The 23,717-nt window shown below is 51.0% G+C and carries 23 protein-coding genes; 19 read left to right on the plus strand and 4 right to left on the minus strand.

The genetic code is table 11. The features are described 5' to 3' along the window. Positions 1–5: 5 nt before the first annotated feature. Positions 6–1,079 (minus strand): LPS export ABC transporter permease LptG, encoded by a 1,074-nt coding sequence (gene lptG / locus B0F88_RS00220; RefSeq protein WP_104421937.1) that lies wholly within the window; start codon positions 1,077–1,079, stop codon positions 6–8. Then, positions 1,076–2,185 carry an LPS export ABC transporter permease LptF gene (gene lptF / locus B0F88_RS00225; RefSeq protein WP_104422268.1) on the minus strand — a complete coding sequence of 370 codons (1,110 nt, stop codon included), beginning with the start codon at positions 2,183–2,185 and terminating at the stop codon, positions 1,076–1,078. The genes lptG and lptF overlap by 4 nt, the downstream gene beginning before the upstream one ends. A gap of 344 nt (positions 2,186–2,529) precedes the next feature. On the opposite strand from lptF, the gene B0F88_RS00230 reads away from it, so the two are divergent. From B0F88_RS00230 to B0F88_RS00260, 7 genes are all read left to right on the plus strand, one after another. Beyond that, a complete protein-coding gene (locus B0F88_RS00230) occupies positions 2,530–4,206 on the plus strand; it encodes a glycosyltransferase family 39 protein (RefSeq protein ID WP_181049799.1) in 1,677 nt (558 codons plus the stop codon). Then, positions 4,203–4,574, plus strand: coding sequence for an SMR family transporter (locus tag B0F88_RS00235; RefSeq protein WP_104421939.1), 372 nt, complete (start codon positions 4,203–4,205; stop codon positions 4,572–4,574). Before B0F88_RS00230 ends, B0F88_RS00235 begins: the two co-directional genes overlap by 4 nt. Position 4,575: 1 nt before the next feature. Beyond that, on the plus strand, positions 4,576–5,691 hold the full coding sequence (locus B0F88_RS00240) for a DegT/DnrJ/EryC1/StrS family aminotransferase (RefSeq protein ID WP_104421940.1): 1,116 nt from the start codon (positions 4,576–4,578) through the stop codon (positions 5,689–5,691). Positions 5,692–5,895: 204 nt separating this feature from the next. Continuing rightward, positions 5,896–6,855, plus strand: a complete 960-nt coding sequence (locus tag B0F88_RS00245) for a glycosyltransferase (protein WP_104421941.1) — start codon at positions 5,896–5,898, stop codon at positions 6,853–6,855. Beyond that, positions 6,852–7,787: a formyltransferase gene (locus B0F88_RS00250; protein ID WP_104421942.1), complete on the plus strand. Its 936-nt coding sequence runs from the start codon at positions 6,852–6,854 to the stop codon at positions 7,785–7,787. Before B0F88_RS00245 ends, B0F88_RS00250 begins: the two co-directional genes overlap by 4 nt. Positions 7,788–7,816: 29 nt before the next feature. Beyond that, the gene (locus tag B0F88_RS00255; RefSeq protein ID WP_104421943.1) at positions 7,817–8,860 is read left to right on the plus strand and encodes a bifunctional UDP-4-keto-pentose/UDP-xylose synthase; all 1,044 of its coding nucleotides are present in this window, start codon (positions 7,817–7,819) and stop codon (positions 8,858–8,860) included. After that, positions 8,857–9,762, plus strand: a complete 906-nt coding sequence (locus B0F88_RS00260) for a polysaccharide deacetylase family protein (RefSeq protein ID WP_104421944.1) — start codon at positions 8,857–8,859, stop codon at positions 9,760–9,762. The genes B0F88_RS00255 and B0F88_RS00260 overlap by 4 nt, the downstream gene beginning before the upstream one ends. 271 nt (positions 9,763–10,033) lie before the next feature. Here the strand turns inward: B0F88_RS00260 and B0F88_RS19480 are convergent, their stop codons facing one another. Both B0F88_RS19480 and B0F88_RS00275 read right to left on the minus strand, forming a co-directional pair. Continuing rightward, positions 10,034–10,237, minus strand: coding sequence for a CCDC90 family protein (locus B0F88_RS19480; RefSeq protein WP_219820733.1), 204 nt, complete (start codon positions 10,235–10,237; stop codon positions 10,034–10,036). A 785-nt stretch (positions 10,238–11,022) separates the two neighbouring features. After that, positions 11,023–11,376, minus strand: coding sequence for a hypothetical protein (locus tag B0F88_RS00275; RefSeq protein ID WP_104421945.1), 354 nt, complete (start codon positions 11,374–11,376; stop codon positions 11,023–11,025). A gap of 399 nt (positions 11,377–11,775) precedes the next feature. Here B0F88_RS00275 and B0F88_RS00280 point away from each other — a divergent pair, with 399 nt between their 5' ends. The 12 genes from B0F88_RS00280 (at position 11,776) to B0F88_RS00335 (ending at position 23,677) form a co-directional block, all read left to right on the plus strand. Next, positions 11,776–13,263, plus strand: coding sequence for a leucyl aminopeptidase (locus B0F88_RS00280; protein ID WP_104421946.1), 1,488 nt, complete (start codon positions 11,776–11,778; stop codon positions 13,261–13,263). Between the two features lie 8 nt (positions 13,264–13,271). Then, positions 13,272–13,703, plus strand: a complete 432-nt coding sequence (locus B0F88_RS00285) for a DNA polymerase III subunit chi (protein WP_104421947.1) — start codon at positions 13,272–13,274, stop codon at positions 13,701–13,703. Positions 13,704–13,812: 109 nt separating this feature from the next. Then, positions 13,813–14,022 carry a DUF2281 domain-containing protein gene (locus B0F88_RS00290; RefSeq protein WP_104421948.1) on the plus strand — a complete coding sequence of 70 codons (210 nt, stop codon included), beginning with the start codon at positions 13,813–13,815 and terminating at the stop codon, positions 14,020–14,022. Beyond that, positions 14,022–14,387, plus strand: a complete 366-nt coding sequence (locus B0F88_RS00295; RefSeq protein ID WP_104421949.1) for a type II toxin-antitoxin system PemK/MazF family toxin — start codon at positions 14,022–14,024, stop codon at positions 14,385–14,387. The genes B0F88_RS00290 and B0F88_RS00295 overlap by 1 nt, the downstream gene beginning before the upstream one ends. Positions 14,388–14,444: 57 nt before the next feature. Beyond that, the gene (locus B0F88_RS00300) at positions 14,445–17,357 is read left to right on the plus strand and encodes a valine--tRNA ligase (protein ID WP_104421950.1); all 2,913 of its coding nucleotides are present in this window, start codon (positions 14,445–14,447) and stop codon (positions 17,355–17,357) included. A 138-nt stretch (positions 17,358–17,495) separates the two neighbouring features. Next, positions 17,496–19,208: a type IV-A pilus assembly ATPase PilB gene (pilB, locus tag B0F88_RS00305; protein ID WP_104421951.1), complete on the plus strand. Its 1,713-nt coding sequence runs from the start codon at positions 17,496–17,498 to the stop codon at positions 19,206–19,208. Between the two features lie 2 nt (positions 19,209–19,210). Next, positions 19,211–20,434, plus strand: coding sequence for a type II secretion system F family protein (locus B0F88_RS00310; protein WP_104421952.1), 1,224 nt, complete (start codon positions 19,211–19,213; stop codon positions 20,432–20,434). A 93-nt stretch (positions 20,435–20,527) separates the two neighbouring features. Continuing rightward, complete coding sequence (locus B0F88_RS00315) at positions 20,528–21,394, plus strand: prepilin peptidase (protein WP_104421953.1); 867 nt, start codon at positions 20,528–20,530, stop codon at positions 21,392–21,394. Between the two features lie 4 nt (positions 21,395–21,398). After that, complete coding sequence (coaE, locus tag B0F88_RS00320) at positions 21,399–22,001, plus strand: dephospho-CoA kinase (RefSeq protein WP_104421954.1); 603 nt, start codon at positions 21,399–21,401, stop codon at positions 21,999–22,001. A 7-nt stretch (positions 22,002–22,008) separates the two neighbouring features. Continuing rightward, positions 22,009–22,779: a cell division protein ZapD gene (gene zapD, locus B0F88_RS00325; RefSeq protein ID WP_104421955.1), complete on the plus strand. Its 771-nt coding sequence runs from the start codon at positions 22,009–22,011 to the stop codon at positions 22,777–22,779. Then, complete coding sequence (gene yacG / locus B0F88_RS00330) at positions 22,779–22,985, plus strand: DNA gyrase inhibitor YacG (protein WP_104421956.1); 207 nt, start codon at positions 22,779–22,781, stop codon at positions 22,983–22,985. The genes zapD and yacG overlap by 1 nt, the downstream gene beginning before the upstream one ends. Before the next feature lie 215 nt (positions 22,986–23,200). Beyond that, positions 23,201–23,677: a CYTH domain-containing protein gene (locus B0F88_RS00335; protein ID WP_104421957.1), complete on the plus strand. Its 477-nt coding sequence runs from the start codon at positions 23,201–23,203 to the stop codon at positions 23,675–23,677. The last annotated feature ends 40 nt before the right edge of the window (positions 23,678–23,717 follow it).

Genomic DNA, 23,717 nt, shown 5'->3' on the forward strand with positions numbered 1-23,717 from the left:
ACTCATTACGCCTGCACCCGGCCCAACGCATATAAAGCCGCGGCCAAAGCAATCAGACTGGGAGCAACCGCCATAAACGGTGGATTAAGGTCATAAATCAGCCCGAGATGCCCGACAATTTTATCAATAATATTAAATGTCATACCGATCACAACGCCTATCATCATCCTGCCGCCAACGTTAACGCCGCGCTTAACACCGATAACAAAGGGCGCAGACACCAGCAACATAACGAAAACGACCAGGGGATTGACCACGCGTCCCCAGAAAGCCAGCTCAAAATCGTGCGATTTTTGATGATTATCCTTTAAAAAATCAATATACATAGCCAGATCATACATGGATAGATTATTCGGATTGACCACAACAATATCCAATAAATCAGGAGCAACGGTTGAACGCCATATTTGCTCACTTTGATGGCTTGCAGCCATCTGCTCTATTGAAATGTCCGATTGTTTGATTTGATCTAATTTCCATTGCTCATTGCCTTGAAAAACAGCCTTTTCTGCATGTGTTGAATGGCGCAAATGACGCTGGTCGTCAATCTCATAAATGCTGATGTCAGCCAAACTTCCGTCATCTTGTACTGTGCGGACATTGATGAATTTTTTGCCTTCGCGCAACCAAAGTCCATATTTGGCACTCATAATAATCTTGCCTTCATCGACGGCGGTGACCTTGATCATTTGCGCCATCCGCTCGGCTTCCGGCGCGATAAACTCGCCGACCAGTATCGAAATCAGGACCAGAATCGCGCCTGCCGCCATAACCGCCCTGATAATACCCAGAATGGATAAGCCTGCCGCCCGCATGGCGATAAGCTCGCGGTTATTGCCCATCGCGCCCAATATGAACAGACTGCCTAATAAGGCCGATGCGGGCATTAACTCATAAAAAACGGAAGGCGATCCCAAAGCGACATAATAAAAAATCTCTGTTAAACCGTAGTGTCCTTTACCCAAATCCTTTAGCTGATCACTGAAGGTAAACAAATTGAATAAGGTCAACAATAATACAACGGCGACAAAAGAACCCTTTAATATTTCCCGGACTATATAGCCTGTTAATACATTCACTTATGCACCATTGCCTTGACTTGCATAAACAGCCATCGCCATCCGTATAATCTCGCCAATAAAATTCCGCCGATTACCAACAACAGGGTATTGACGCCGAAAGCACCCAGCCACGCGGGGATGGTTTGGTTCATGACCCAGCTCTGGCTGACGCGAATAAGATTTCCATAGCTGAAATAGATTAGGAAACCAGCCAGCATATTGCCGTAAACACCGCCGCGAGGCGACATCTGGGCCAAAGGCACCGCAATAAAACTAAGCAACATGACCCCCATAGGAACGGAGAATCGGCGTTGCAATTCGGCAATATCGGTTACTTCACCGGAACTTATCAGCTGGTCGCTGGCCGCCGATTCCTTGCCTAATTTAACCGCAGTTGCTTCTTTGGTCTCCATTCTCACCGCATATTCGGAGAACTGCTCAACCACATAGTCCAAGGCTCCCGGCTGTCCCTGTATGCGCTCGCCATTTTCCAAAACGACATAGCGGCCGTCAGGCAAATCTTTCATCGTGCCCACTTCAGCGTTAATAATCGCCAAGCGGTTTCCCTGCCTATGTTGGACAAAAACCTGATACATCTTTTTATCGTCATCAATCTTTTCCACATAAAAAACCAAGTCCCCCTGGCTGTACTCGCTAAACTTTCCGGCGGCAACACCTCGAACATCGGACGACTCCTTATCCTCGTGCATGAGCAGCTCCATCTTGGCTTCCGCCCAGGGCGAGATGTAGAATGACAAGCCGGCTGCAGACACGCTTAACGGGAAAATCATCAGGAATATAGCCCGATAGACCGTTCCCGCTCCGCCTCCGGCTGAAGCCACTGCCGACATTTCCTGATCCCTGTACATTCTGCCCATAACCATCAACACCGCCATAAACAAGGCCGCCGGTAAAAAGGTCGCACTGGCGATAATCGTTTTCAAGCCAAGAACAGTCAACAGGGTTTCATTGGACACCTGTCCTTGAATAGCCTTGTCAAGAATCCTGATAAACTGGCGGCTGACGATAATAACGACAATCACCGACCAAACCGCCATTAATGTTTTCAGCAAATCCATCGCAATCAGCTTATCCAGAACGGTGATTAACTTACGCCGTCCCATTTTATGGCCTTTAGCCCAATTCGCTTCCAAGCGTATCTCCCCAATCGAAAATGTGTGTGTTGTAAAATAAAAACTTAAAATCAAAAAGATCGTTTTTTACCCGAACCTGTAAATTATCGACCATTTTATAGAAACAGTACCATTAGAAGTAGCTTATTGTGTCCGCCCGGTATTTTGCAAACCGTGAGAAAATCATGTCTGCTGCAACAATGCAATACTAACAACATGATTATATTGGCTTTTTATCTATGCTCTTTGATATAAAAGTGTATAGAACCGCGGATTGTATTATCATTGTAAGCATTTACCAACACCTGCGACTCGATCTAAAGGAACAGCCAAACATGACACCAGCGTCTTTCCGTCAATACGGGATAAAGGGGGCAGTAATCGTTATTGCCGGATTTATATGGTTTCTTTTGCTGGGTTACCGTGACCTGATAGAGCCGGATGAAGGGCGTTACGCCGAAATCGCCCGGGAAATGCTGAGCTCCGGCGACTGGGTTACGCCGCGCCTGAACGGCTTCAAGTATTTTGAAAAACCGCCTTTGCAGTATTGGGGCTCCGCGATCAGCATGGCCATATTAGGCGAAACCAATGCCGCCGCCAGGGTATGGTGTTCGGGACTTGGATTTGTCGCGGCCTTATGGGCCGGTTTTGTCGGCAAACGCCTTTATGGCGGCAGCGCCGGTTATTTCGCATTCCTGTTTTCAATCAGTACGGTTCTTTATGCCGGGATGGGGCACGCCAACAGTCTGGACATGGGCGTTAGCGCGCTACTGTTCATCGCCATGGGAGCCTTGGTATTGGCGCAGACAGAACGGCATCGGCCGAACCAGGAACGAAACTGGATGCTGCTGGCCTGGGTCGCGCTTGCCGGAGCGACGCTGAGCAAAGGCCTGATCGGCCTGGTGCTGCCCGGCGGAACCCTGGTTCTGTACACCCTTTGGCAGCGCGACTGGGCGTTGTGGCGGCATTTGCATCTGGGCAAAGGTTTGCTGGTCTATTTATTAGTAGCGGCACCCTGGTTTGTTGCGGTCAGCTACGCGAACCCCGAGTTCCCGCATTTCTTTTTCATTCATGAACATTTCGAGCGTTTTACCAGCGACGTTCACGGACGCACCAAGTCAAACTGGTATTTCTTCGCCGTCTTTGCGATAGGCGCAATGCCCTGGCTGTTCTCGGCAATAAACGGCGTGATTAAACCACCGTTCTCCTGGCGCGCCGAACCGGGAAAATTCGAAGCCTCACGATTGCTTTGGGTTTATGCAATCTTTGTTTTCTTCTTCTTCTCAATTTCCCATTCCAAATTACCGGGCTATATCTTGCCGATGTTTCCGGCGCTGGCGCTGTTGGTCGGCGAGAACATGGCCAAGCGCAAACATTTTATTGCCGACGGCATTGTGGCTATAGTGCTTGCAAGCATTATCTTCATTTTCTTTATCTGGCAAGCCGATGATACCGCCAAGATTGGCCGATTAGCGGCGCACCTGCCATTGTTCCGTCCCTGGATTATTGCAACGGCTGTTTTAGCAGCTACTGCCGGTATTTCTACGCTGGTGTTCAGACACAAAAAGGATCTGGCTGTCTCCGTGTTTGCCCTGTGCGCGTTGCTTGGCATACAAATGCTTTCATGGGGCTATCAAAGCATCAGCGAACTGCGCTCCAGCCGGGCTATGGCGGAAGCGATTCAGTCCTACATCGCCCAAAGCGGCAAGAACAACGTGGAAATTTACGATATCGCGCGCTACGATCAATCGCTACCCTATTACTTGGGCCGAACCATTACCTTGGTCAATTTCACAGGGGAACTGGAATTCGGCATTAAACAGGAACCGCAAAAATGGCTAAGCGAGGCGGATTTCCTGCCTTTATGGTTAAACTCAGACCAGGCGATCGGCATACTTAATCAGAAGACCTATAATGAATTGAACCTAGTGAACTTTCCATGGAATCAACCGAACTTTCCCATGCGTATAATCTATCAAAACTCCCGTTATATCGCGGTGGCCCGTCAATGAACCTTATTAGTTTCTGCATTATCCTGACCGGCGTCATGCTGAACGCCGTCGCGCAATTGGCGCTCAAAGCCAGCGTCAAGGAAATGGGCGCTATCGGCTTGAATTTTGCTTCATCCTCCACGGCATTTCTGAAATTGGCGTTTGAGCCTTTTCTCTGGATCGGATTGTTTTGTTACGGTATCAGTGTCGTTGTCTGGATCTTGGCGCTGTCCAGGGTCGATGTCAGTATCGCCTATCCGATGCTGTCCATGGGCTATGTCGTCAATGCACTGTTCGCGTGGCAGTTGTTCGGCGAAGCCATGAATCCCGCCCGCATCATCGGGATGAGCATCGTCCTTCTCGGCGTTTACGTCTTGGCAAGGAGTTAAGATGCTGCCATTCACCCGTCCCACCATTGATACAGAAGAATTTGAAGCGATCAAAGAAGTGCTGCAATCAGGCTGGCTGGCAACCGGCCCCAAGGTTGCCGCTTTTGAAACCGCGTTGACCGATTATATCGGCGGCGATGTCCAGCTTCGGGTGTTCAACTCGGGCACCAGCGCGCTGGAAGCCGTTTTGCTGGCCTACGGCATCGGGCCGGGCGACGAAGTTATCGTACCCGCGATGAGCTTTGTCGCCAGCGCCAATGTCATCGTTCGCTGCGGAGCAACGCCCAAATTCGTCGATGTCGACCTGATCTCCCGCAATATCGATGCGGCTGCGATTGCAGCGGCAATCACGCCCAACACCAAAGCCGTTATCCCTGTGCATTTTGCCGGTCGCGCCGTCGATATGGACCCTATTTATCAACTGGCCGAACAGCATAATCTGCTGGTGCTTGAGGATGCGGCCCAGGCCATCGGCACTCAATATAAAGGCCGCCGGATCGGCAGCTCGGGCAATCCGGTCTGCTTCAGCTTTCATCCCAATAAAAACATGACCACGATTGAAGGCGGCGCGCTGTCCATCAACGATCCTGTGTTGCTGAAGAAAATCGAAGGCATTCGTTTCCACGGCATCGAAAGAGACTCGCTGGGCGGCATGGATGTGCCTGCCTGGGGCGGCAAAATGAATATGCCTGATGTGGGCGCGGCGCTGGGTTTGGTGCAACTGAAAAAACTGGACGGTTTTAACCTAAAACGCCGGACGCTGGTTGAGCGTTATTTACAGCAACTGCCGGAACATGATGCGCTGGTGTTGCCCGCCGACGCCGAAGGCCACAGCTGGCATATGTTCTGTATACTGCTCGACTGGGGGAAGATAGGCTTAAGCCGCAATCAGGCTCTCGAAGTCTTCAAGCAGCAAGACATCGCTGCGGGCATTCATTACCCGGCCATTCACCTGTTCTCGTTTTACCGCCAATACGGCTACAAGCCGGGCGATTTTCCTAATGCCGAAAGAATCGGCGAGCAAACCTTAACGCTCCCGTTATTTCCCGGCATGGAGGAACAAGACGTCGACCGGGTCTGTTCGGCGGTACTTTCACTACTGAACGGCTCTTATTAATAAATCGCATAGGATGTGCCGGATGCGGTGAATCGCATTAATATTAAATGCCTTTGGCGCCCTACCGCCTTTATTAATGAAGCAGTTAAGCCTGTTTCCGAATAGGATAACAGTGCGTTTTTATATTACAATGAGAGCCGTTAACTTGCCTCGCTAGGTTTTACGGCGCACTCACCGATTTAAAATCATACTCTCTTGATCTAAATGACCGACAATTCCGAAACAGAAGTATCCATCGTTATTCCTGTTTATAACGAAGAAGCCGTTTTATCGTTGCTGTTTGAAAGACTTTATCCCGTGCTGGAAAACCTTCAGCGCAGCTACGAAGTCATTTTTATTGACGACGGCAGCCAAGACAACTCGGCGGCATTGCTGCGCAAGCAATTTCAACTGTTCCCGAGCACAACCCGCGTCGTGTTCCTCCGCGCCAACGCCGGACAACACGCGGCGCTGATCGCCGGTTTTGAGCGGGCCAGGGGCCGTTATATCCTGACCCTCGATGCGGACTTGCAAAATCCCCCTGAAGAAATCCCCAATCTGCTGGTTCAAATGGATGCCGGTTTCGATTACGTCGGCACTATCCGGCGGGAACGAAAAGACAGTCTCTGGCGGCATTGGGCCTCGCTGGCGATGAACCGCCTGCGCGAAAAAATTACCCGCATTCACATTACCGACCAGGGCTGCATGATGCGGGGCTATCACCGCGACATTATCAATGCGGTTTTAGCCACCACTGAAACCAACACCTTCATACCGGCGCTGGCCTATCTTTATGCCGGAAATCCGACTGAAATCGTCATTAACCATGAAGAACGCGCGGCCGGGGAATCGAAATATTCTCTGTTCAAACTGATCCATCTCAATTTCGACTTGATGACAGGATTCTCCATTGCTCCTTTACAGGCGTTCTCCCTGATCGGTATCGGCGTTTCGATACTGTCGCTGCTTTTTGTCTGTTATCTGGGCTGGCGCAGGCTGACCGTAGGTCCCGAAGCGGAGGGGGTTTTTACGCTGTTCGCGATTGTATTTTTTTTGATCGGCATTTTGCTGTTCGGTATCGGACTGCTGGGCGAGTACATCGGGCGGATTTATTCCCAGACCCGCTCGCGCCCTCGTTACCTGGTTAAAGCCATCCTGGATAACACCCAAGGCGATAAATCTTGAAGCCGTCAGCCGTCGTTTTTGCCTACCACAACATCGGCGTCACCGGCATAGAGTGCCTGTTGCAAACCGGCGTCGAGATTAAACTGGTCGTCACCCATCAGGATGACCCCGAGGAAAACATCTGGTTCGGCAGCGTTGCCGAATTGGCGGGCAGGCATCAAATTCCAGTCATAACGCCGGACGCCCCCAATCAGGCGGAAGTCATCAAACACATTGCCGACCTTCATCCGCAATGGTTTTTTTCCTTTTATTACCGGCACATGCTGAGCCCCGAGCTGCTGGCGATTCCGCCCCGAGGCGCTTACAACCTGCACGGCTCGCTGCTGCCGAAATACCGTGGCCGCGCGCCGGTCAACTGGGCGGTTTTGCACGGCGAATCGACCACCGGCGTCAGCCTCCATCAAATGGTGGAAAAGCCCGATGCCGGCTCACTGATCGACCAGGAAGCCGTCGCCATTCTGCCCAACGATACCGCACACGATGTTTTTTTGAAGCTGACGCCAGCCGCAAAAACGCTGTTGGACCGCTGCTTGCCGTTGTTGTTGGCCGGGAAGATAGAGCCCAAGCCCCTGGATCTTGCTCAAGGCAATTATTTCGGCGGCCGTAAGCCGGAACACGGACGCATCGACTGGCATCAATCGGCCTGGAACATCCATAATCTGGTCAGGGCCGTCGCGCCGCCTTATCCGGGCGCATTTTTCGATTTCGACGGCAAGCGGTTTTTCCTGTTCGGCAGCCATTACAGCGGCGAAACCGCTTTAAATCCGGGCAAGGTTCGCATCTATTGGGCGGACGGTCATTTTTACGCCGACTGCGCCGACAACAACCGCTTCCGCATCGAACAGCTCAGCTGCGACGGCATAGCCCTGGATCAGGCCGCTTTCAACGCTATAACCAACAATGGACAGTTATTTCCAAACGCAAATAGCTAACAATTTTTAATATAACCCATCAGGAACTTATGAACGTACTCATACTCGGTGTCAACGGCTTTATCGGCCACCATCTTTCAAAGCGCATACTCGAAACCACCGATTGGCATGTCTATGGCATGGATATGCAATCCAACCGCGTTGAAGCCTTCCGCGACAACGAACGCTTCCATTTTTTTGAAGGCGACATCACCATTAACCATGAGTGGATGGAATATCACATTAAAAAATGCGACGTGATCCTGCCGCTGGTTGCAATCGCCACGCCCGCCACTTATGTGAACCGCCCGCTGGCGGTATTCGAACTGGATTTTGAGGCGAATCTGCCGATTATCCGCGCCTGCGTAAAATACAGAAAACGCGTGCTGTTCCCGTCAACGTCCGAAGTTTACGGCATGTGCCAAGACGAGGAGTTTCATCCTTATGAATCCGACCTGATCTTAGGGCCGATGAACAAACCGCGCTGGATTTACTCCTGCTCCAAGCAATTGATGGACCGGGTTATCTGCGCTTACGGGCAGGAACAGGGTTTCGATTACACCCTGTTCAGACCCTTTAACTGGATAGGCCCCGGCCTCGACAGCATCCATACGCCGAAAGAAGGCAGTTCGCGCGTGGTCACCCAATTTCTGGGCCATATCGCCCGAGGCGAATCCATTAAACTGGTCGACGGCGGACAGCAACGCCGCAGCTTCACCTTCGTCAGCGACGGTATCGATGCGCTGGTGCGCATCATCAAAAATGAAAACGGCAAGGCCACCGGCAGTATCTACAATATCGGCAATCCGGCCAACGACCTGTCCATCAGGGAACTGGCCGAGCTGATGCTGAAAATCGCCAAAGAGCATCCCGAATATAAGGATCTGGCCGCCAAAGTCGAATTAATCGATACCACCGCCAATGAATACTACGGCAAAGGCTATCAGGATGTTAAAACCCGTGTGCCCTGGATCGGCAACACCATCGATGACCTGGGCTGGAAACCTGAAGTCACCGTGGAAAACGCGTTGCGCAATATTTTCGATGCCTACAGCTACGAAGTTGCCGCCGCCAGGGCGCTGATCGACCAATGAAAATCGCGCTGAAAGTCGACGTAGATACACTGCGCGGTACGCTGGAAGGCGTACCCGCATTGCTGGATCTGTATCAACGCTACGGCGTAAAGGCCACATTCCTGTTCAGCCTCGGCCCCGACCATACCGGCCGGGCGCTGCGCCGGGCATTCCGCCCCGGATTTTTCAGCAAGGTTCAACGCACCTCGGTACTGAGCCACTACGGACTGAAAACCCTGCTGTACGGCACATTGCTTCCCGGCCCGCATATCGGCCGCCGGGGCCGCGACATCATGCGCCAAGCCGAACAGGCCGGGCATGAAGTCGGCGTCCATTGCTACGACCACGTCCGCTGGCAGGATTTTGTCGCCAACCGCGATGCCGAGTGGACCCGGAAAGAAATGCAGGCGGCCATCGATTCATTTCAGGGCATTTTCGGCCATCCGCCGTCAGTACACGGCGCGGCCGGCTGGCAGTTGAACAAACACGCGCTGCAACTGGAGCAGCAATTGGGTTTTCGCTATGCCAGCGACTGCCGGGGCCAATCTCCGTTTATCCCGCAAATGGAAGGCGAAACCTTCCAATGCCCGCAAATACCGACCACCCTGCCAACGCTGGACGAACTGCTCGGTTGCAACGGCATAACCGAAGCCAATGTGCATGAATCGGTATTCGCCGCCAGCCGCCAGCCCGCCCCGGAAGGCCATGTCTATACCTTGCATGCCGAACTGGAAGGCATGAAATTGCTGCCGGTTATGGAAAAGCTGCTGCAACTGTGGCAACAAGCCGAGGATGACATCGGTACGCTGGAAGATTATGTCGCCGACATTGACACCGCCGCGCTGCCCAGGCATGAGCTGGTCTGGGGCGAAGTGGAAGGGCGTTCGGGTGTGTTGGCCGTACAGGGATCGAAGGTTCCGTAGGCCGGAATAAGCCTGTTTGAGCGATAGCGAAAACGGGTGTTTCCGGCGCACACTGCGCGAATCCGCCGGAAACGCCACCTCGCGCTACGCGCTTGGATGGCCTTATTCCGGCCTACTTGACTACACGTCCGCCCTATTCAAAGCAGCTTAACCAGAGCGGCAACGACACCAATGGAAAACGCCATCAGACCGCCTAGTTTAATGACCAGCCGCTGTTCCGTTTGGATAAAACGCGAATCCATATCATGACGCAAAACGTCAATGTCGCGCCTTAAATCATCGATGTCGCGTTTGGTTGCCAGATCGGCTTGCCCTGCGCTTCTTTAAACGCTTCCGAGAAAGCCTCGGCTTGGCTTTCCGGCACACCGGCATCCTTGAGTGTGCGAACAAATTTATGGGTATCAAACGTAATGGCAGTCATCAGCTTACCTCCTGCTTTTGATTTAGCGTCCAGTTTACCATGCTTGGCAGCCAAGACAAGTTGCCTTGTAGGCCGGAATAAGCCTGTTTGAGCGGTAGCGAAAATAGGTGTTTCCGGCACATACCACGCGAATCCGCCGGAAACGCCACCTCGCGCTACGCACTTGGATGGCCTTATTCCGACCTACTTGACTTCATAGATTCGCCGCAGCCTCCCACAAACGATCTTTGCCTACCTGACGAAACCAAGCCTCGAACTCAGTTCGGTCATGCTGCCACGGCTCACTCAGTACCGGACGGGGGTCTTCGCTGAGAGAATAGGCCATGCCCTCAACAAACCATTCGGGACTGACCATCCACACCTTGAGGCTACCTAGCCGTTCGTTCTGAACGTGATGGAACATTTCGTGGCGGACATAATGCGGCTGCCACGCGCGAGGACTAACCACGATAGCGACTGCTCCAAGCGTCGCAGCAGACCGCCTGCCAAGACCGAACGACTGGAAGCAACTGTCTGTGGAGCAGAAGACTACGCGAGGCTTGTGTTCCATTGGGCCGACTGCAGCTTCAACAAATTGGCGGGCACTCTCATAAAGATTCGACGCGACAACAGAACGTGATGGATCGTCTGTGCAAATGATGTCGCTTACGCACGAGACACTATTCCACTCGGGAGCCAAGACTCGAACGGGCTTGAGGAATGCCCAAGCAGCAAAAGGGGCAGCCAGAAGTACTGCCAGCAATAGTCGTTTCAGCATGTGCGGATCAAGACGCATAACGTAAAAGTGAGGGGGGGCCGCGCTTTTTCGGCGTCTCTCTCGACTGATGGGTTAGACAGGGTCATTTGCTTTTATCTTGAATAGTCTTGACTTGCTTTACCAGTAACTCAATTTCTTCCGTGGTGTTGGCCTCGACAACAATCTTTCCGACTTTTAATTTCAATTTTCTTCCGTATTTCGCCCTTATCCAAATTCCACAAATGGATGTTAGAGCAACAATAACTGTCCCTGCATTGTCAAAGATAAACTCCCCGAGTGGACCGCCACCTCCAGAGATGCTATCCATCACAAATGCTCTTTGGCTGCGAGCACCAGCTTGCTTTGCAAACTCTCTTAATTCTGTTTGATACTCTGAACTAAACGGGGGCGCATCGCTTGGTGCTGGTACCAAAATAAGCTCAATATCTTCATGCATTGGAATCACATCATTCCTTTCGTGAGATGTCTAACGTAATATATACAACATCACATATCGTATAAAAAAACCGCTGTGTCGTATATTCCCCATAACATCCATTACTTAATTGTTTTCATTAAACTTAAAATATCCAACAAGACATAGCGTAGAAACAAATACGACACTTGCGCCAGAACTGAATTGTAACCCAGCCCATAACGTTTTAGCTAACGCGACAATCTGGAAATGACTTAATTAAACCCAGGGCTTCAATCCGGTTTTACCGCCAACCCTACCTCCCCAAGCAAAAACCAATATTTGTGTTGTATAATCCCCGCTAAACGGCCCATCTTGTAGCGACTTATTTTCCGGCCCGCTCAAGATAACGCTCTATTCAACAAATAACCGAGTCAAGTCATGGACTATTCAGTAGAAACCGCGCCATTAGAAGAACTGCAATGCGATTGTGTTATTGTCGGTGTTTATCAAGACCAGCAACTCAGCCCGTCGGCAACCGCGCTTAACAACAGCACCGACGGACTGATTAACAAAATCGTCAGCCGCGGCGACCTGAGCGGAAAAAACGGCGAAACCGTGTTAATCAATGCGATTCCCGGCAGCAAGATTGAATCCATATTGCTGGTCGGATTGGGCGAAAATAAACCTTTATCCGGCAAAAACTACAAAAAAGCCCTGCTCGCCGCTGTCAACAGCCTGAAAAAACCGCAAATCAAATCGGTCGTTTGCAGCTTGGCCGAATGCGAGGTTGAAGGCCGCGACTGGCAATGGAAATCCCGGCATATCATCGAAGTCTTTAATGATGCCGCGTACCAATTTACCCACACCAAATCCGATAAAGAAACCGAAAGCAGGATTGCAAAAATCTCCATTGCCGCGCCGGAAACCGAACGCGCTTCAGCCCATGCCGGGTTGCTGCAAGGCAAGGCGGTTGCCGAAGGCATGGATTTGACCAAATATCTGGGCGATTTGCCGGGCAACATCTGCACGCCAACCTATCTTGCCGAACAGGCGATTGAATTAAGTAAAAAATACGCCAGCCTGGACGTGAAAATCTTGGAAGAATCCGACATGGCGTCTCTGGGCATGGGCTCTTTTCTGTCGGTCTCGCGCGGCAGCCGTCAACCGGCAAAATTTATCACCCTGAGTTATCAAGGCGGCGATAAAAACGCCCAACCTATCGTGCTGATCGGCAAAGGCCTGACCTTCGATGCGGGCGGCATTTCATTGAAACAGGCAGCGGGCATGGAGGAAATGAAATACGACATGTGCGGCGGCGCATCCGTCCTGGGCACCTTGCTCGCCGTAGCGCAAATGCAACTGCCGCTGAATATTGTCGGCCTGATTCCTTCATCGGAAAACATGCCCGACGGCGCCGCCAACAAACCTGGCGATATTGTGACCAGCATGTCCGGCAAAACCATTGAAATAATTAATACCGACGCCGAAGGCCGCCTGCTGCTTTGCGATGCACTGACCTATGCGGAACGCTACAACCCCGAGCTGGTGATAGACATCGCCACGCTGACCGGCGCGGTTGGCGTCGCTTTGGGCCGCGTAGCCATGGGCGTGCTCGGCAATGACGACGCCTTATGCAACGATCTGGTTGCGGCCGGTGAAATCGCCAACGACAGCGCTTGGCGTTTGCCGCTCTGGGAAGAATACCAGGAGCTGCTTAAATCCAATTTCGCCGACATGAGCAATTCCGGCGGCAAAGACGCGGGCACCATTACCGCCGCCTGCTTTCTGGCCCGATTTGCCGAGAAGTTCCGCTGGGCGCACCTGGACGTTGCCGCCACCGCCTGGCGCACCGGCCCGACCAAAGGCGCGACCGGCCGCCCCGTGCCGTTATTAAGCCAATACCTGATCAACCGGGCCAACTCATAGAACATAAAGTGGCTGAAGTCAGCTTTTACATACTGCCGACCGAATCGCTACAGGACAGGCACCTGTTCGCCTGCAAACTGATCGAGAAAGCCTACCGTAGCGGCAGTTACTGTTATGTGCTGACCGATTCGCCAGAACAAAGCCGAATCATAGACGACCTGCTCTGGACTTTCAGGGCGGGCAGTTTTATTCCGCACCAGCTGTACTCCGGCGAACAACCGGAAGTTGAGCAAGTCATCCTGATCGGTTCGCTAGATGCGCCCGAGAACTGGCAGAAAGTCCTGTTCAACCTGTCGTCCCGCTATCCTGACATAGCCCCGCAAACCGAGCGCATCCTTGAAATACTGGATAACAGCGAAACAACCAAAGAAGCGGGCAGGAGCCGTTACCGTCAGTATCAACAGTCCGGCATGAAAGTCACTACATATAAAGATTGGTAGCAAATACACGATCCTAAGCCGCCTATTAAGCACAGATGATTAAAGGCGGCAGCGATATATTTGCGGTCTATGCTGAAATCAGATTAAATCGATTTAACTGGAGGCAAACATGAATTTGTCAGAAAAAATCTTAACAACCGTAGCCTCTCTACCCGAATCCAAACAGGTGGAAGTGCTTGATTTTGTAGAATACCTAAAACTAAAAACGGAAAAAGAAGAAAGTAGTAATTGGAATAGCTTTTCTATTGCATCCGCAATGAGAGGCATGGAAAATGAGGATTCCAATTATTCCGTTACTGATTTGAAAGAAACATACTGATGATCTCAGAAGGCCAGATTGTTTTTTTTCGTTTTCCTCAAACGGATCAAAAAGACGGAAAACTTCGTCCCGCCCTTATACTTCGAAAACTGCCTGGGAAATTTGATGATTGGCTTATCTGCACGATTTCCAGCCAACTTCATCAAGCGATTCCAGAACTGGATGAAATTATTAACTTGGGAGACTCGGATTTCCAGCAAACCGGTTTAAAGCATCCGAGCCTGATACGAGCAAGTAGACTGGCTGTTGTAGATGAAGACATTCTTATTGGCAAACTGGGTACTATTGATGCACTCAGGTTTAATAAAATAAGGAGCAATATTGCTAAATGGCTCCAGAACCGACAATCCAATCCATCAGCCTGATTACCAGTCTTAATCCTGCTAGAATAGCTAATCTTTCACGAACACAATAACGCACCCATGGAAAAAACATACGCCCCTCATTCGATCGAACAACGTTGGTATCAAACCTGGGAAGATAAAGGCTATTTTACCGCCAGGGATGGTGTGTATGCCGCAAGTCAGTCGGGAACTGACGCGGCGACCGCCAAGGATGGTGTGTATGCCGGAAACCTGCCGGGAGCAGGTTCGGCGGAGGTCAAGCCAAAAGGCGAGTCCTACTGCATCATGATCCCGCCGCCCAATGTCACCGGCAGCCTGCACATGGGCCATGCGTTCCAGGACACCATCATGGATGCGCTGACCCGCTATCACCGGATGAAAGGCTACAGCACTTTATGGCAGCCGGGTACCGACCATGCCGGTATCGCCACGCAAATGGTGGTGGAGCGCTTGTGCAATGCCGAAGGCAAGACCCGTCATGATCTGGGCCGCGAAAAATTCCTGGAAAAAGTCTGGCAATGGAAGGAAGAATCGGGCGGTACGATTACCCGCCAGTTGCGGCGCATGGGCTCTTCGCTGGACTGGAACCGTGAGCGCTTCACGATGGACGAAGGCATGTCCGACGCGGTGCAGGAAGTCTTTATACGCTTGTATGAAGAAGGCCTGATTTATCGCGGCAAGCGTCTGGTCAACTGGGACCCTGTTCTGCATACCGCCGTTTCCGATCTGGAAGTATTGTCGGAAGAAGAAAACGGCTCGATGTGGCATCTGCGCTATCCGTTGTCGAACGGTCATGGGCATTTGATCGTCGCCACGACCCGCCCTGAAACCATGCTCGGCGATGCGGCGGTTGCGATACACCCTAATGACGAACGTTATAAACACCTGCTCGGCGAATTCGTGGAGCTGCCGCTAACCGGCCGCAGAATTCCGATTATTGCCGATGAATACGTCGATCCTGAATTCGGCACCGGCTGCGTCAAGATCACCCCTGCTCACGATTTTAACGATTACGAAGTCTGGACGCGCCACCGGCATAACTCGGTTATCCAGGACTTGCCGCATGGCGGCTTGATTAACCTGTTTACCGTTGACGCAGCGATACGCGACAACGGTGAAGGCGATAACAATCTGATTCCAGCCAAATACTGCGGCCTGGACCGCTTTGAAGCGCGTAAACAAATCGTCGCCGATCTCGATGCGGCAGGCTTGCTGGAAAAAATCGCCGACCACAAATTGATGGTGCCGCGCGGCGACCGCACTAACAGCGTGATAGAGCCCTTCTTGACCGACCAGTGGTATGTCAGGGTAGCACCGCTGGCGGAACCTGCGATTGCGGCCGTTGAAAACGGCGACATCAAGTTTGTGCCCGACAACTGGAAAAACACATATTTTGAATGGATGCGCAATATCCAGGACTGGTGCATCTCCCGGCAAATCTGGTGGGGACACCGCATCCCGGCCTGGTATGACGAGCTCGGCAATGTTTACGTCGGCAATTCCGAGCAGGACATCCGCGCCAAGCACGACCTGCCCGCCGACTATCCGCTTAAGCAGGACGAAGATGTGCTGGATACCTGGTTCTCATCGGCATTGTGGCCCTTTTCCACGCTGGGCTGGCCTGAACAAACCCCGGAACTGGCCAAACATTACCCGACCAGCGTACTGGTGACCGGTTTTGACATCATTTTCTTCTGGGTCGCGCGGATGATCATGATGGGGCTGAAATTCCAGGGCGAAGTGCCGTTCAAGGAAGTCTACATCCACGGCTTGGTGCGCGATGCGGAAGGGCAAAAAATGTCCAAATCCAAAGGCAACGTGCTCGACCCGATCGACATCATCGACGGCATTGACTTGGAATCTCTGGTTGCAAAACGTATTTCCGGCATGATGCAGCCGCATTTGGCAAAGAAAATCGAGCAGGATACGCGCAAACATTTCCCGGACGGCATTCAGTCATACGGCACCGATGCACTGCGTTTTACCTTTGCTTCGCTGGCATCTACCGGCCGCGATATTCGCTTTGATCTTGCCCGTACCGAGGGTTATCGCAATTTCTGCAACAAGCTTTGGAACGCGGCGCGTTACGTGCTGATGAACACCGAGGGCCACGATACCGGTTTATCCGGCGCTCCTTGCAAATACAGCCAGGTGGATCGCTGGATTACGTCCCGGCTGCATCAGGTAACGGCCGTAACCAGCAACGCGATCGACAACTACCGCTTCGACTTGGCCGCGCAGGCCATTTACGAGTTTACCTGGAATGAATACTGCGACTGGTATCTGGAACTGGCGAAAATATCCCTGCAATCCAGTGATGAGGCGCTGCAACGCGGCACGCGCAAAACCCTGCTGACGGTTTTGGAATCGATTCTGCGTTTGGCCCATCCGATCATGCCGTTTATCACCGAAGAAATCTGGCAACGCGTTGCGCCTCTAACAGGGATTGAGGCGGATACCATCATGTTGCAGCCTTACCCGGTTGCCGATGAAACGCAAATCGACAACAACGCTATCGCCGAAACCAGCTGGGTGATGAACTTTATTCTGGGTGTGCGCCGCATTCGCGGAGAAATGAATATCGCCCCCAGCAAGCCGCTGCCGATATTTCTGCAAAACGGCTCTCTTGCCGATCAGCATAGCCTGAACAACAACCGGGTTTACTTGCAAAAATTGGGCAAGCTGCATTCGATTACCTGGCTAACGCCTCATGATCGCGCGCCGGAGTCGGCCATTGCTTTGGTTGGCGAGATGAAAATCCTGATTCCGATGGCGGGCTTAATCGACAAGGAAGCGGAGCTGGCGCGATTGGAAAAGGAAATACAAAAAATCCATAATGACCTGCCCAGAGTTGAAGGCAAGTTAAATAACCCGGCGTTTGTCGACAAAGCGCCGCCGGAAGTCATCGATAAAGAAAAAGCCAAACTGGCTGATTTGCGCTCGATGCTGAACAATCTTGAGGAGCAGCAACGTAAAATTCGGGCTTTATAAGAAAAACCGGCAAAAGACGAAGGGCGAAAGGCAAAGGGAAGCCTCCTAGCCTTTCGCCTTTAGCCTTTAGCCTTTCGCCTTGTACCCTCCTCCTTTTTCGCCTATATTTGCGTAAAAAACCGACAAAGCCATCATCATATGACTACAGCATCGACAAATTTACCATTTAGCGGTCTTACCCGATGCTTGATTGAAAAAGGCTTGCTGACTGAGAGCGATGCGCAAATTCATAGCCAGGAAGCGAAAAAAAACCAGATTCCGTTAATACGCTATCTAGTCAGCCATCAGCTCATCCACAGCAAAGCCTTGGCGTCCCAGGCCTCGCAAGAATTCGGCATACCTTTTCTGGATTTGGACGCCATTGACTTCCGCAGGCTGCCTATAAACCTGGTCAGTGAAAAACTGATCCGCAAATACCATGTACTGCCCCTGTTCGCCAGAGGCAAAACACTGTTTGTCGCTGTCTCCGATCCGACCGACTTTCACGCGCTGGACGACATCAAGTTTCACAGCCGTCTTAATCCCGAAGCCATTCTGGTTGAAGAAGACAAACTGACCAAAGCTATCGAAGCCTCCTTGGAAGCCGCCGATACGTCGATGACGGATATGCTGGATGAGGATCTGGACAATCTGGAAATCACCGGCGGCGAAGAAGATACGACTAAAGCTGACATTAATTCGGATATTGATGACGCGCCGATTGTCCGCTATGTAAACAAAATACTGCTGGATTCGATAAAACAGGGGGTATCCGACATCCATATGGAGCCCTACGAAAAAACTTTCCGCATCCGCTACAGGTCGGACGGCATGCTGCGCCAAGTCGCTTCGCCGCCGCCCAGTATCGCTGGCAGACTCATCTCCCGCATCAAGGTTATGTCCAAAATGGATATTGCCGAACGCAGGGTTCCGCAAGACGGCCGTATCAAAATGACCTTATCCAAGAATCGCGCGATTGATTTCCGGGTCAATACCTGCCCTACGCTGTTCGGGGAAAAAGTCGTGCTGCGTATTTTGGACCCTACCAGCGCCCAGTTGGGTATCGAAAAGCTGGGTTTTGAGCCGGAACAACAACGGATTTTCCTTGAGGCCATTAACAAGCCCTACGGTTTAGTGCTGGTAACGGGGCCTACGGGCAGCGGCAAAACAGTTTCGCTCTATACCGGTTTGAATATCCTCAATACCATGGAGCGCAATATTTCCACGGCCGAAGACCCTGTGGAAATTACTGTGGAAGGCATCAACCAGGTCAATATGAATCCTAAAGCCGGCCTGACTTTCGCCAGCGCTTTGCGCGCTTTTTTACGGCAGGATCCAGACATCATCATGGTGGGGGAAATTCGCGACCTGGAAACAGCCGAAATCGCCGTTAAAGCCGCACAAACCGGACATTTGGTACTATCAACCCTGCACACTAACGACGCGCCGCAAACATTGAACCGGCTGCTGCAAATGGGCATACCGGCGTTCAACATTGTGTCTGCGGTTAATTTGATTATGGCGCAACGTTTGGGCCGACGGCTCTGCGAACACTGCAAAATCCCTGCCGACCTTCCCGATAAGGTACTTCTCGCTGCCGGCTTTAAACCAGAAGAGTTGCGCGATCTTAAAATCTATAGTGCGGTAGGCTGCGAACATTGCACCAACGGCTATAAAGGCCGGGTCGGTATTTATCAAGTCCTGACGCTGACCGACAAAATGCGCACACTGATATTGAACGGGGGGAATACCGATCAACTGGCGGAGTGCGCCTTGGCCGAAGGCTTTAATGATTTGCGCCGGTCAGGATTAAACAAAGTCCGCATGGGCATAACCAGCCTGGAAGAAATCGATCGCATCACCAAGGAATAGACATGGCCGAGCAAACTGAACAAATAGATTTCGTCTGGGAAGGAACCGACAAAAACAAAAAGAAAGCCGGAGGAACAATCTCTGCAAAAAGCGAAATCATTGCAAAAACCGAGCTGCGGCGGCAGGGCTATCGGGTTATTAAATTCAAGAAAAAACCCAAACCGTTATTCACCGAAAGAGTCCAGAAAATCACTCCAGGCGATATAGCCGTTTTTGCCCGGCAATTAGCCACCATGCTCAGCGCCGGCGTACCCTTGGTTCAATCATTCGATATTGTCGGCAAAGGCCACGACAATGCCAGCATGCAGGACCTGCTGCTGGGCATCAAGGCCGATATTGAGGGCGGCGACACCCTGGCCGAAGCGCTTAACAAAAGACCGCTGTATTTTGATGAATTATTTTGTAACTTGGTTGCCGCAGGCGAACAGGCCGGCGTACTGGAAACGCTGCTGGATAAGATCGCCACCTACAAAGAAAAAACCGAGTCGATGAAGAAAAAGATCAAAAAGGCGCTGACCTATCCGATCGCAGTAATCGTCGTCGCCTTTATCGTCACCACCATCCTGCTGATTTTTGTCGTACCCGTATTTGCCGACATGTTTAAAAGCTTTGGCGCGGATTTGCCGGCTTTCACTAAAATGGTTGTCGCCATGTCGGAATGGATGCAGGCGTGGTGGTATGTTGTTGTCGGCATTGTTGTCGGCACCGTTTACACATTCGGCTATTTTAAGAAACGATCCAGGCCATTCAACCACTTTCTGGATAAAGCTCTGCTGAAGTTACCGATAGTCGGCATCATTCTACATAAGTCCGCCGTTGCGCGTTTTGCCCGGACCTTGGCAACCATGTCGGCGGCAGGCGTCCCCTTAGTAGAAGCGCTGGAATCGGTTGCCGGCGCCTGCGGCAATATTATCTACACCGAAGCCGTTTTAAAAATGCGCGAAGAAGTGGCGACCGGACAGAGACTGCAATTTGCGATGCAGCAATCAGGGCTTTGGCCGCACATGGTGATACAGATGGTGGCTATCGGCGAGGAATCGGGCTCCATGGACAATATGCTGTTGAAAGTCGCTGATTTTTTCGACGAAGAAGTCGATAATCTTGTCGATAACTTAAGCAGTTTAATGGAACCTATCATTATGGTTATTTTAGGCACTTTAGTCGGCGGCTTGGTTGTCGCGATGTATTTGCCGATATTTAAAATGGGTTCGGCAGTCGGCGGCTAATTGCCGCCCCTACCAAGAAATGTCAATTAAACAACATAAAGACCCATCCGCCTTTTTAAATTGCTCCGGCAGAACACTACTCAAAAAATACAGATGCAGCAGCTCATAAACACACCTACTTTATTTCCGGCTCTGTCCGCCGTTATCGGCTTGCTTGTCGGCAGTTTTCTCAATGTTGTTATCTACAGATTGCCGATAATGATGCAGCGGGGATGGCGCAAGGAATGCGAGGAATACCTGCAACAGATCACGGAAGCAAACCAGGCCGAAGAGCCGTTCAACCTGGTTTTCCCATTATCCCGCTGTCCCGGCTGCAATACGCCGATCAAGCCTTACCAGAATATTCCGGTCATCAGCTACCTTTTCCTAAGAGGCAAATGTGCAACTTGCGGTTGCCACATTTCAATGCGCTATCCGATCATTGAAGCTCTCACGGCGATAGCATCAACCATCGTGGCCTGGCATTTTGGCTACACGCCACAGGCCGGTTTTGCGCTGCTGCTGACGTGGTCGTTGATTGCGTTAATCTTTATCGATATTGACCATCAGTTACTGCCGGACTCCATCACCCTGCCGATGCTTTGGTTGGGCATGTGCCTGAGCCTGTTTAATATATTCGCCGATTCCCGCACCAGTATTATCGGCGCTGTTGCCGGCTATCTGGCGCTTTGGACTGTTTTCCACTTGTTCAAACTGGCGACCGGCAAAGAAGGCATGGGTTACGGCGATTTCAAATTGCTGGCTTTATTCGGCGCCTGGCTGGGCTGGCAGTACTTGCCGATCATTATTTTATTATCATCGCTGGTCGGCGCGGTCATCGGCATCGGCATGATCATTTTTGTCAAACACGATCGCAACGTACCCATCCCCTTTGGCCCCTATCTGGCTGTCGCCGGCTGGATCGCGCTGTTATGGGGGAATGAACTCAACCGGCTCTATTTGACAAGCATAGGTCTGTAAAATCATGCTAAAAGTCGGATTAACCGGCGGCATAGGCTGTGGAAAATCAACTGTTGCCAAAATTTTCGCCGACTTCAATATCCCGGTACTTGATGCCGACGAAATAGCCCACCGGCTGGTCGAACCAGGCCAACCCGCCCTGGTTCAAATTCGGCAGGAATTTGGCGCGGACATCCTGAACCCGGACGGTTCGTTAAATAGAAAAAAACTCAGAGAGCGTGTTTTTTCAGATCTCGGGCAGAAACAAAAACTTGAATCGATATTGCACCCGTTAATCTTTAAAACCCTACAAACGGAACTTGAACAACTGACCGCTCCGTATTGTATTGTAAGTATCCCCTTATTATTCGAAACCGGCATGGCGCATCTTGTTGACCGGATACTTGTTATCGACTGCCCTGTCGAAATGCAGATTGAACGCGTTAAGACTCGGGATAAGATCGCTGTTGAACGGATACAATCGATAATTGACAGCCAGGTATCGCGGGCAACCAGGAAAGCAAAAGCCGACGACCTGATTGATAACTCGGGCGCGGATTATAGACTTGCAGAACAGGTAAAAAAACTGCACAATTTGTACCTTTCATTAAGAGATTTCCGGGATTAACTTGTCTGTGAACACCACCATTACCTATGAATTTCCACTCAATGAACGCATCCGGGTTTTCATACGGTTAGAACAGCTTTTCCAACAATTCAATCATTTTTTAACCGGGGAGACCGTCGCAGACAAACGCGCGGCGATTAGCATATTGCTCGACATCATGACGATTTTCAGGCGCAACGACTTAAAATCGGAAATTCTGAAGGAACTGGATCGCCATGCCAACGTACTGAATAAAATCGCCCATAATCAAGGCGTCGACACCCTGAAACTGGAAGAACTGCTCGACACATTAAGTCAAACCAGCAAAAAACTCTACGCCACTAACGGAAAAATAGGCACCCATGTCATGGAAAGCGACCTATTCCAGAGCATAGCCCAACGCAGCTCCATCCCCGGCGGAACCTGTTCTTTTGATTTACCCGAATTCCATTATTGGCTGGAACAGGACGAAGCCACCCGCTTAAAAGATATGCAACACTGGAGCAGCCCGTTTGCCGACATTCGTACCGCAATAGACCTGATCCTTAATTTTATACGGAATTGCAGTTCACCGACTCAAGAGGTTGCGGAGGCCGGTTTTTTTCAATTTTTGCTGGACACCAACCAGCCTCATCAACTGCTTAAAGTAAGCCTGGATAAATCCATACACTGTTTTGCAGAAATCAGCGGCGGCAAACACCGCTGCACCATCCGTTTCATGGTGCCGTCTTCCGACAACAAAAGGCCATCGCAAAGCCCTGACGACATTCCTTTTGCCTTAACCTGCTGCCTCTTCTGATGCCGGCATCCGACAAACCGCTTATCGTAAAATGCCCCAACTGCGGCTGTCCGGTGCCCTGGGTTCCAGAACAGCTCTCCAAACCCTTCTGCTCCGAGCGTTGTAAATTGATAGACTTGGGAGAATGGGCAATGGAAGAAAAGAGGATTCCCGGACAGTCCGTATCGCTGGAAAACGACAGCGAGGACGATACTTTTTTTCATTAGCCGACCGGCAAAACAAGACACCCGGAGCTGCATAGCGGACAGAACCGCTTATCCATATTTTCGATGACACCGGCATCGATCGACACATGACCGGCGCAGCCGGGATCATCTAAAACTTTAACTTTGTAACGCTGCCTAATGGGTTACCGCCTTACAAAGTAATCTTATAATCCGCCTTCCCCTCATTGTATAACCCACTGCAAGGAAATCCAGTCATGGCTATAGAAATAGAACACAAATTCCTGCTCGCCAGCGCAGACTGGCGTCAACACATTAGCCGCTCGATAAAATACCGGCAAGGCTATTTAAGCTCCCAGCCAACCAGCTCAATTAGGGTGCGAACCAGTGACGACCATGCTTGGCTGAATATCAAAACGGCGACCATCGGCACTCACCGGCATGAATACGAATATGAAATTCCGCTGACCGATGCAAATGAAATATTAAATACTCTTTGCAGAAAACCGTTAATCGAAAAAACCCGTCATTTCGTTACTGATGATGGCAATCTTTGGGAAATAGATGAGTTTGAAGGCGATAATCAGGGCTTGATAGTCGCAGAAATTGAATTGGACGAAACAGGACAATCCTTTGCAAAACCGCTCTGGCTCGGTCAGGAGGTTACCGGAGATTTGCGTTATTACAACAACAATCTCGCAATACACCCTTATTCTGAATGGCGCGAAGACTAAATATTTCATACACATATTGAAATATAATGAGTTTTGTTCT

It is taken from the genome of Methylobacter tundripaludum (genome assembly GCF_002934365.1).
GTDB classification, from domain to species: Bacteria; Pseudomonadota; Gammaproteobacteria; order Methylococcales; family Methylomonadaceae; genus Methylobacter_A; species Methylobacter_A tundripaludum_A.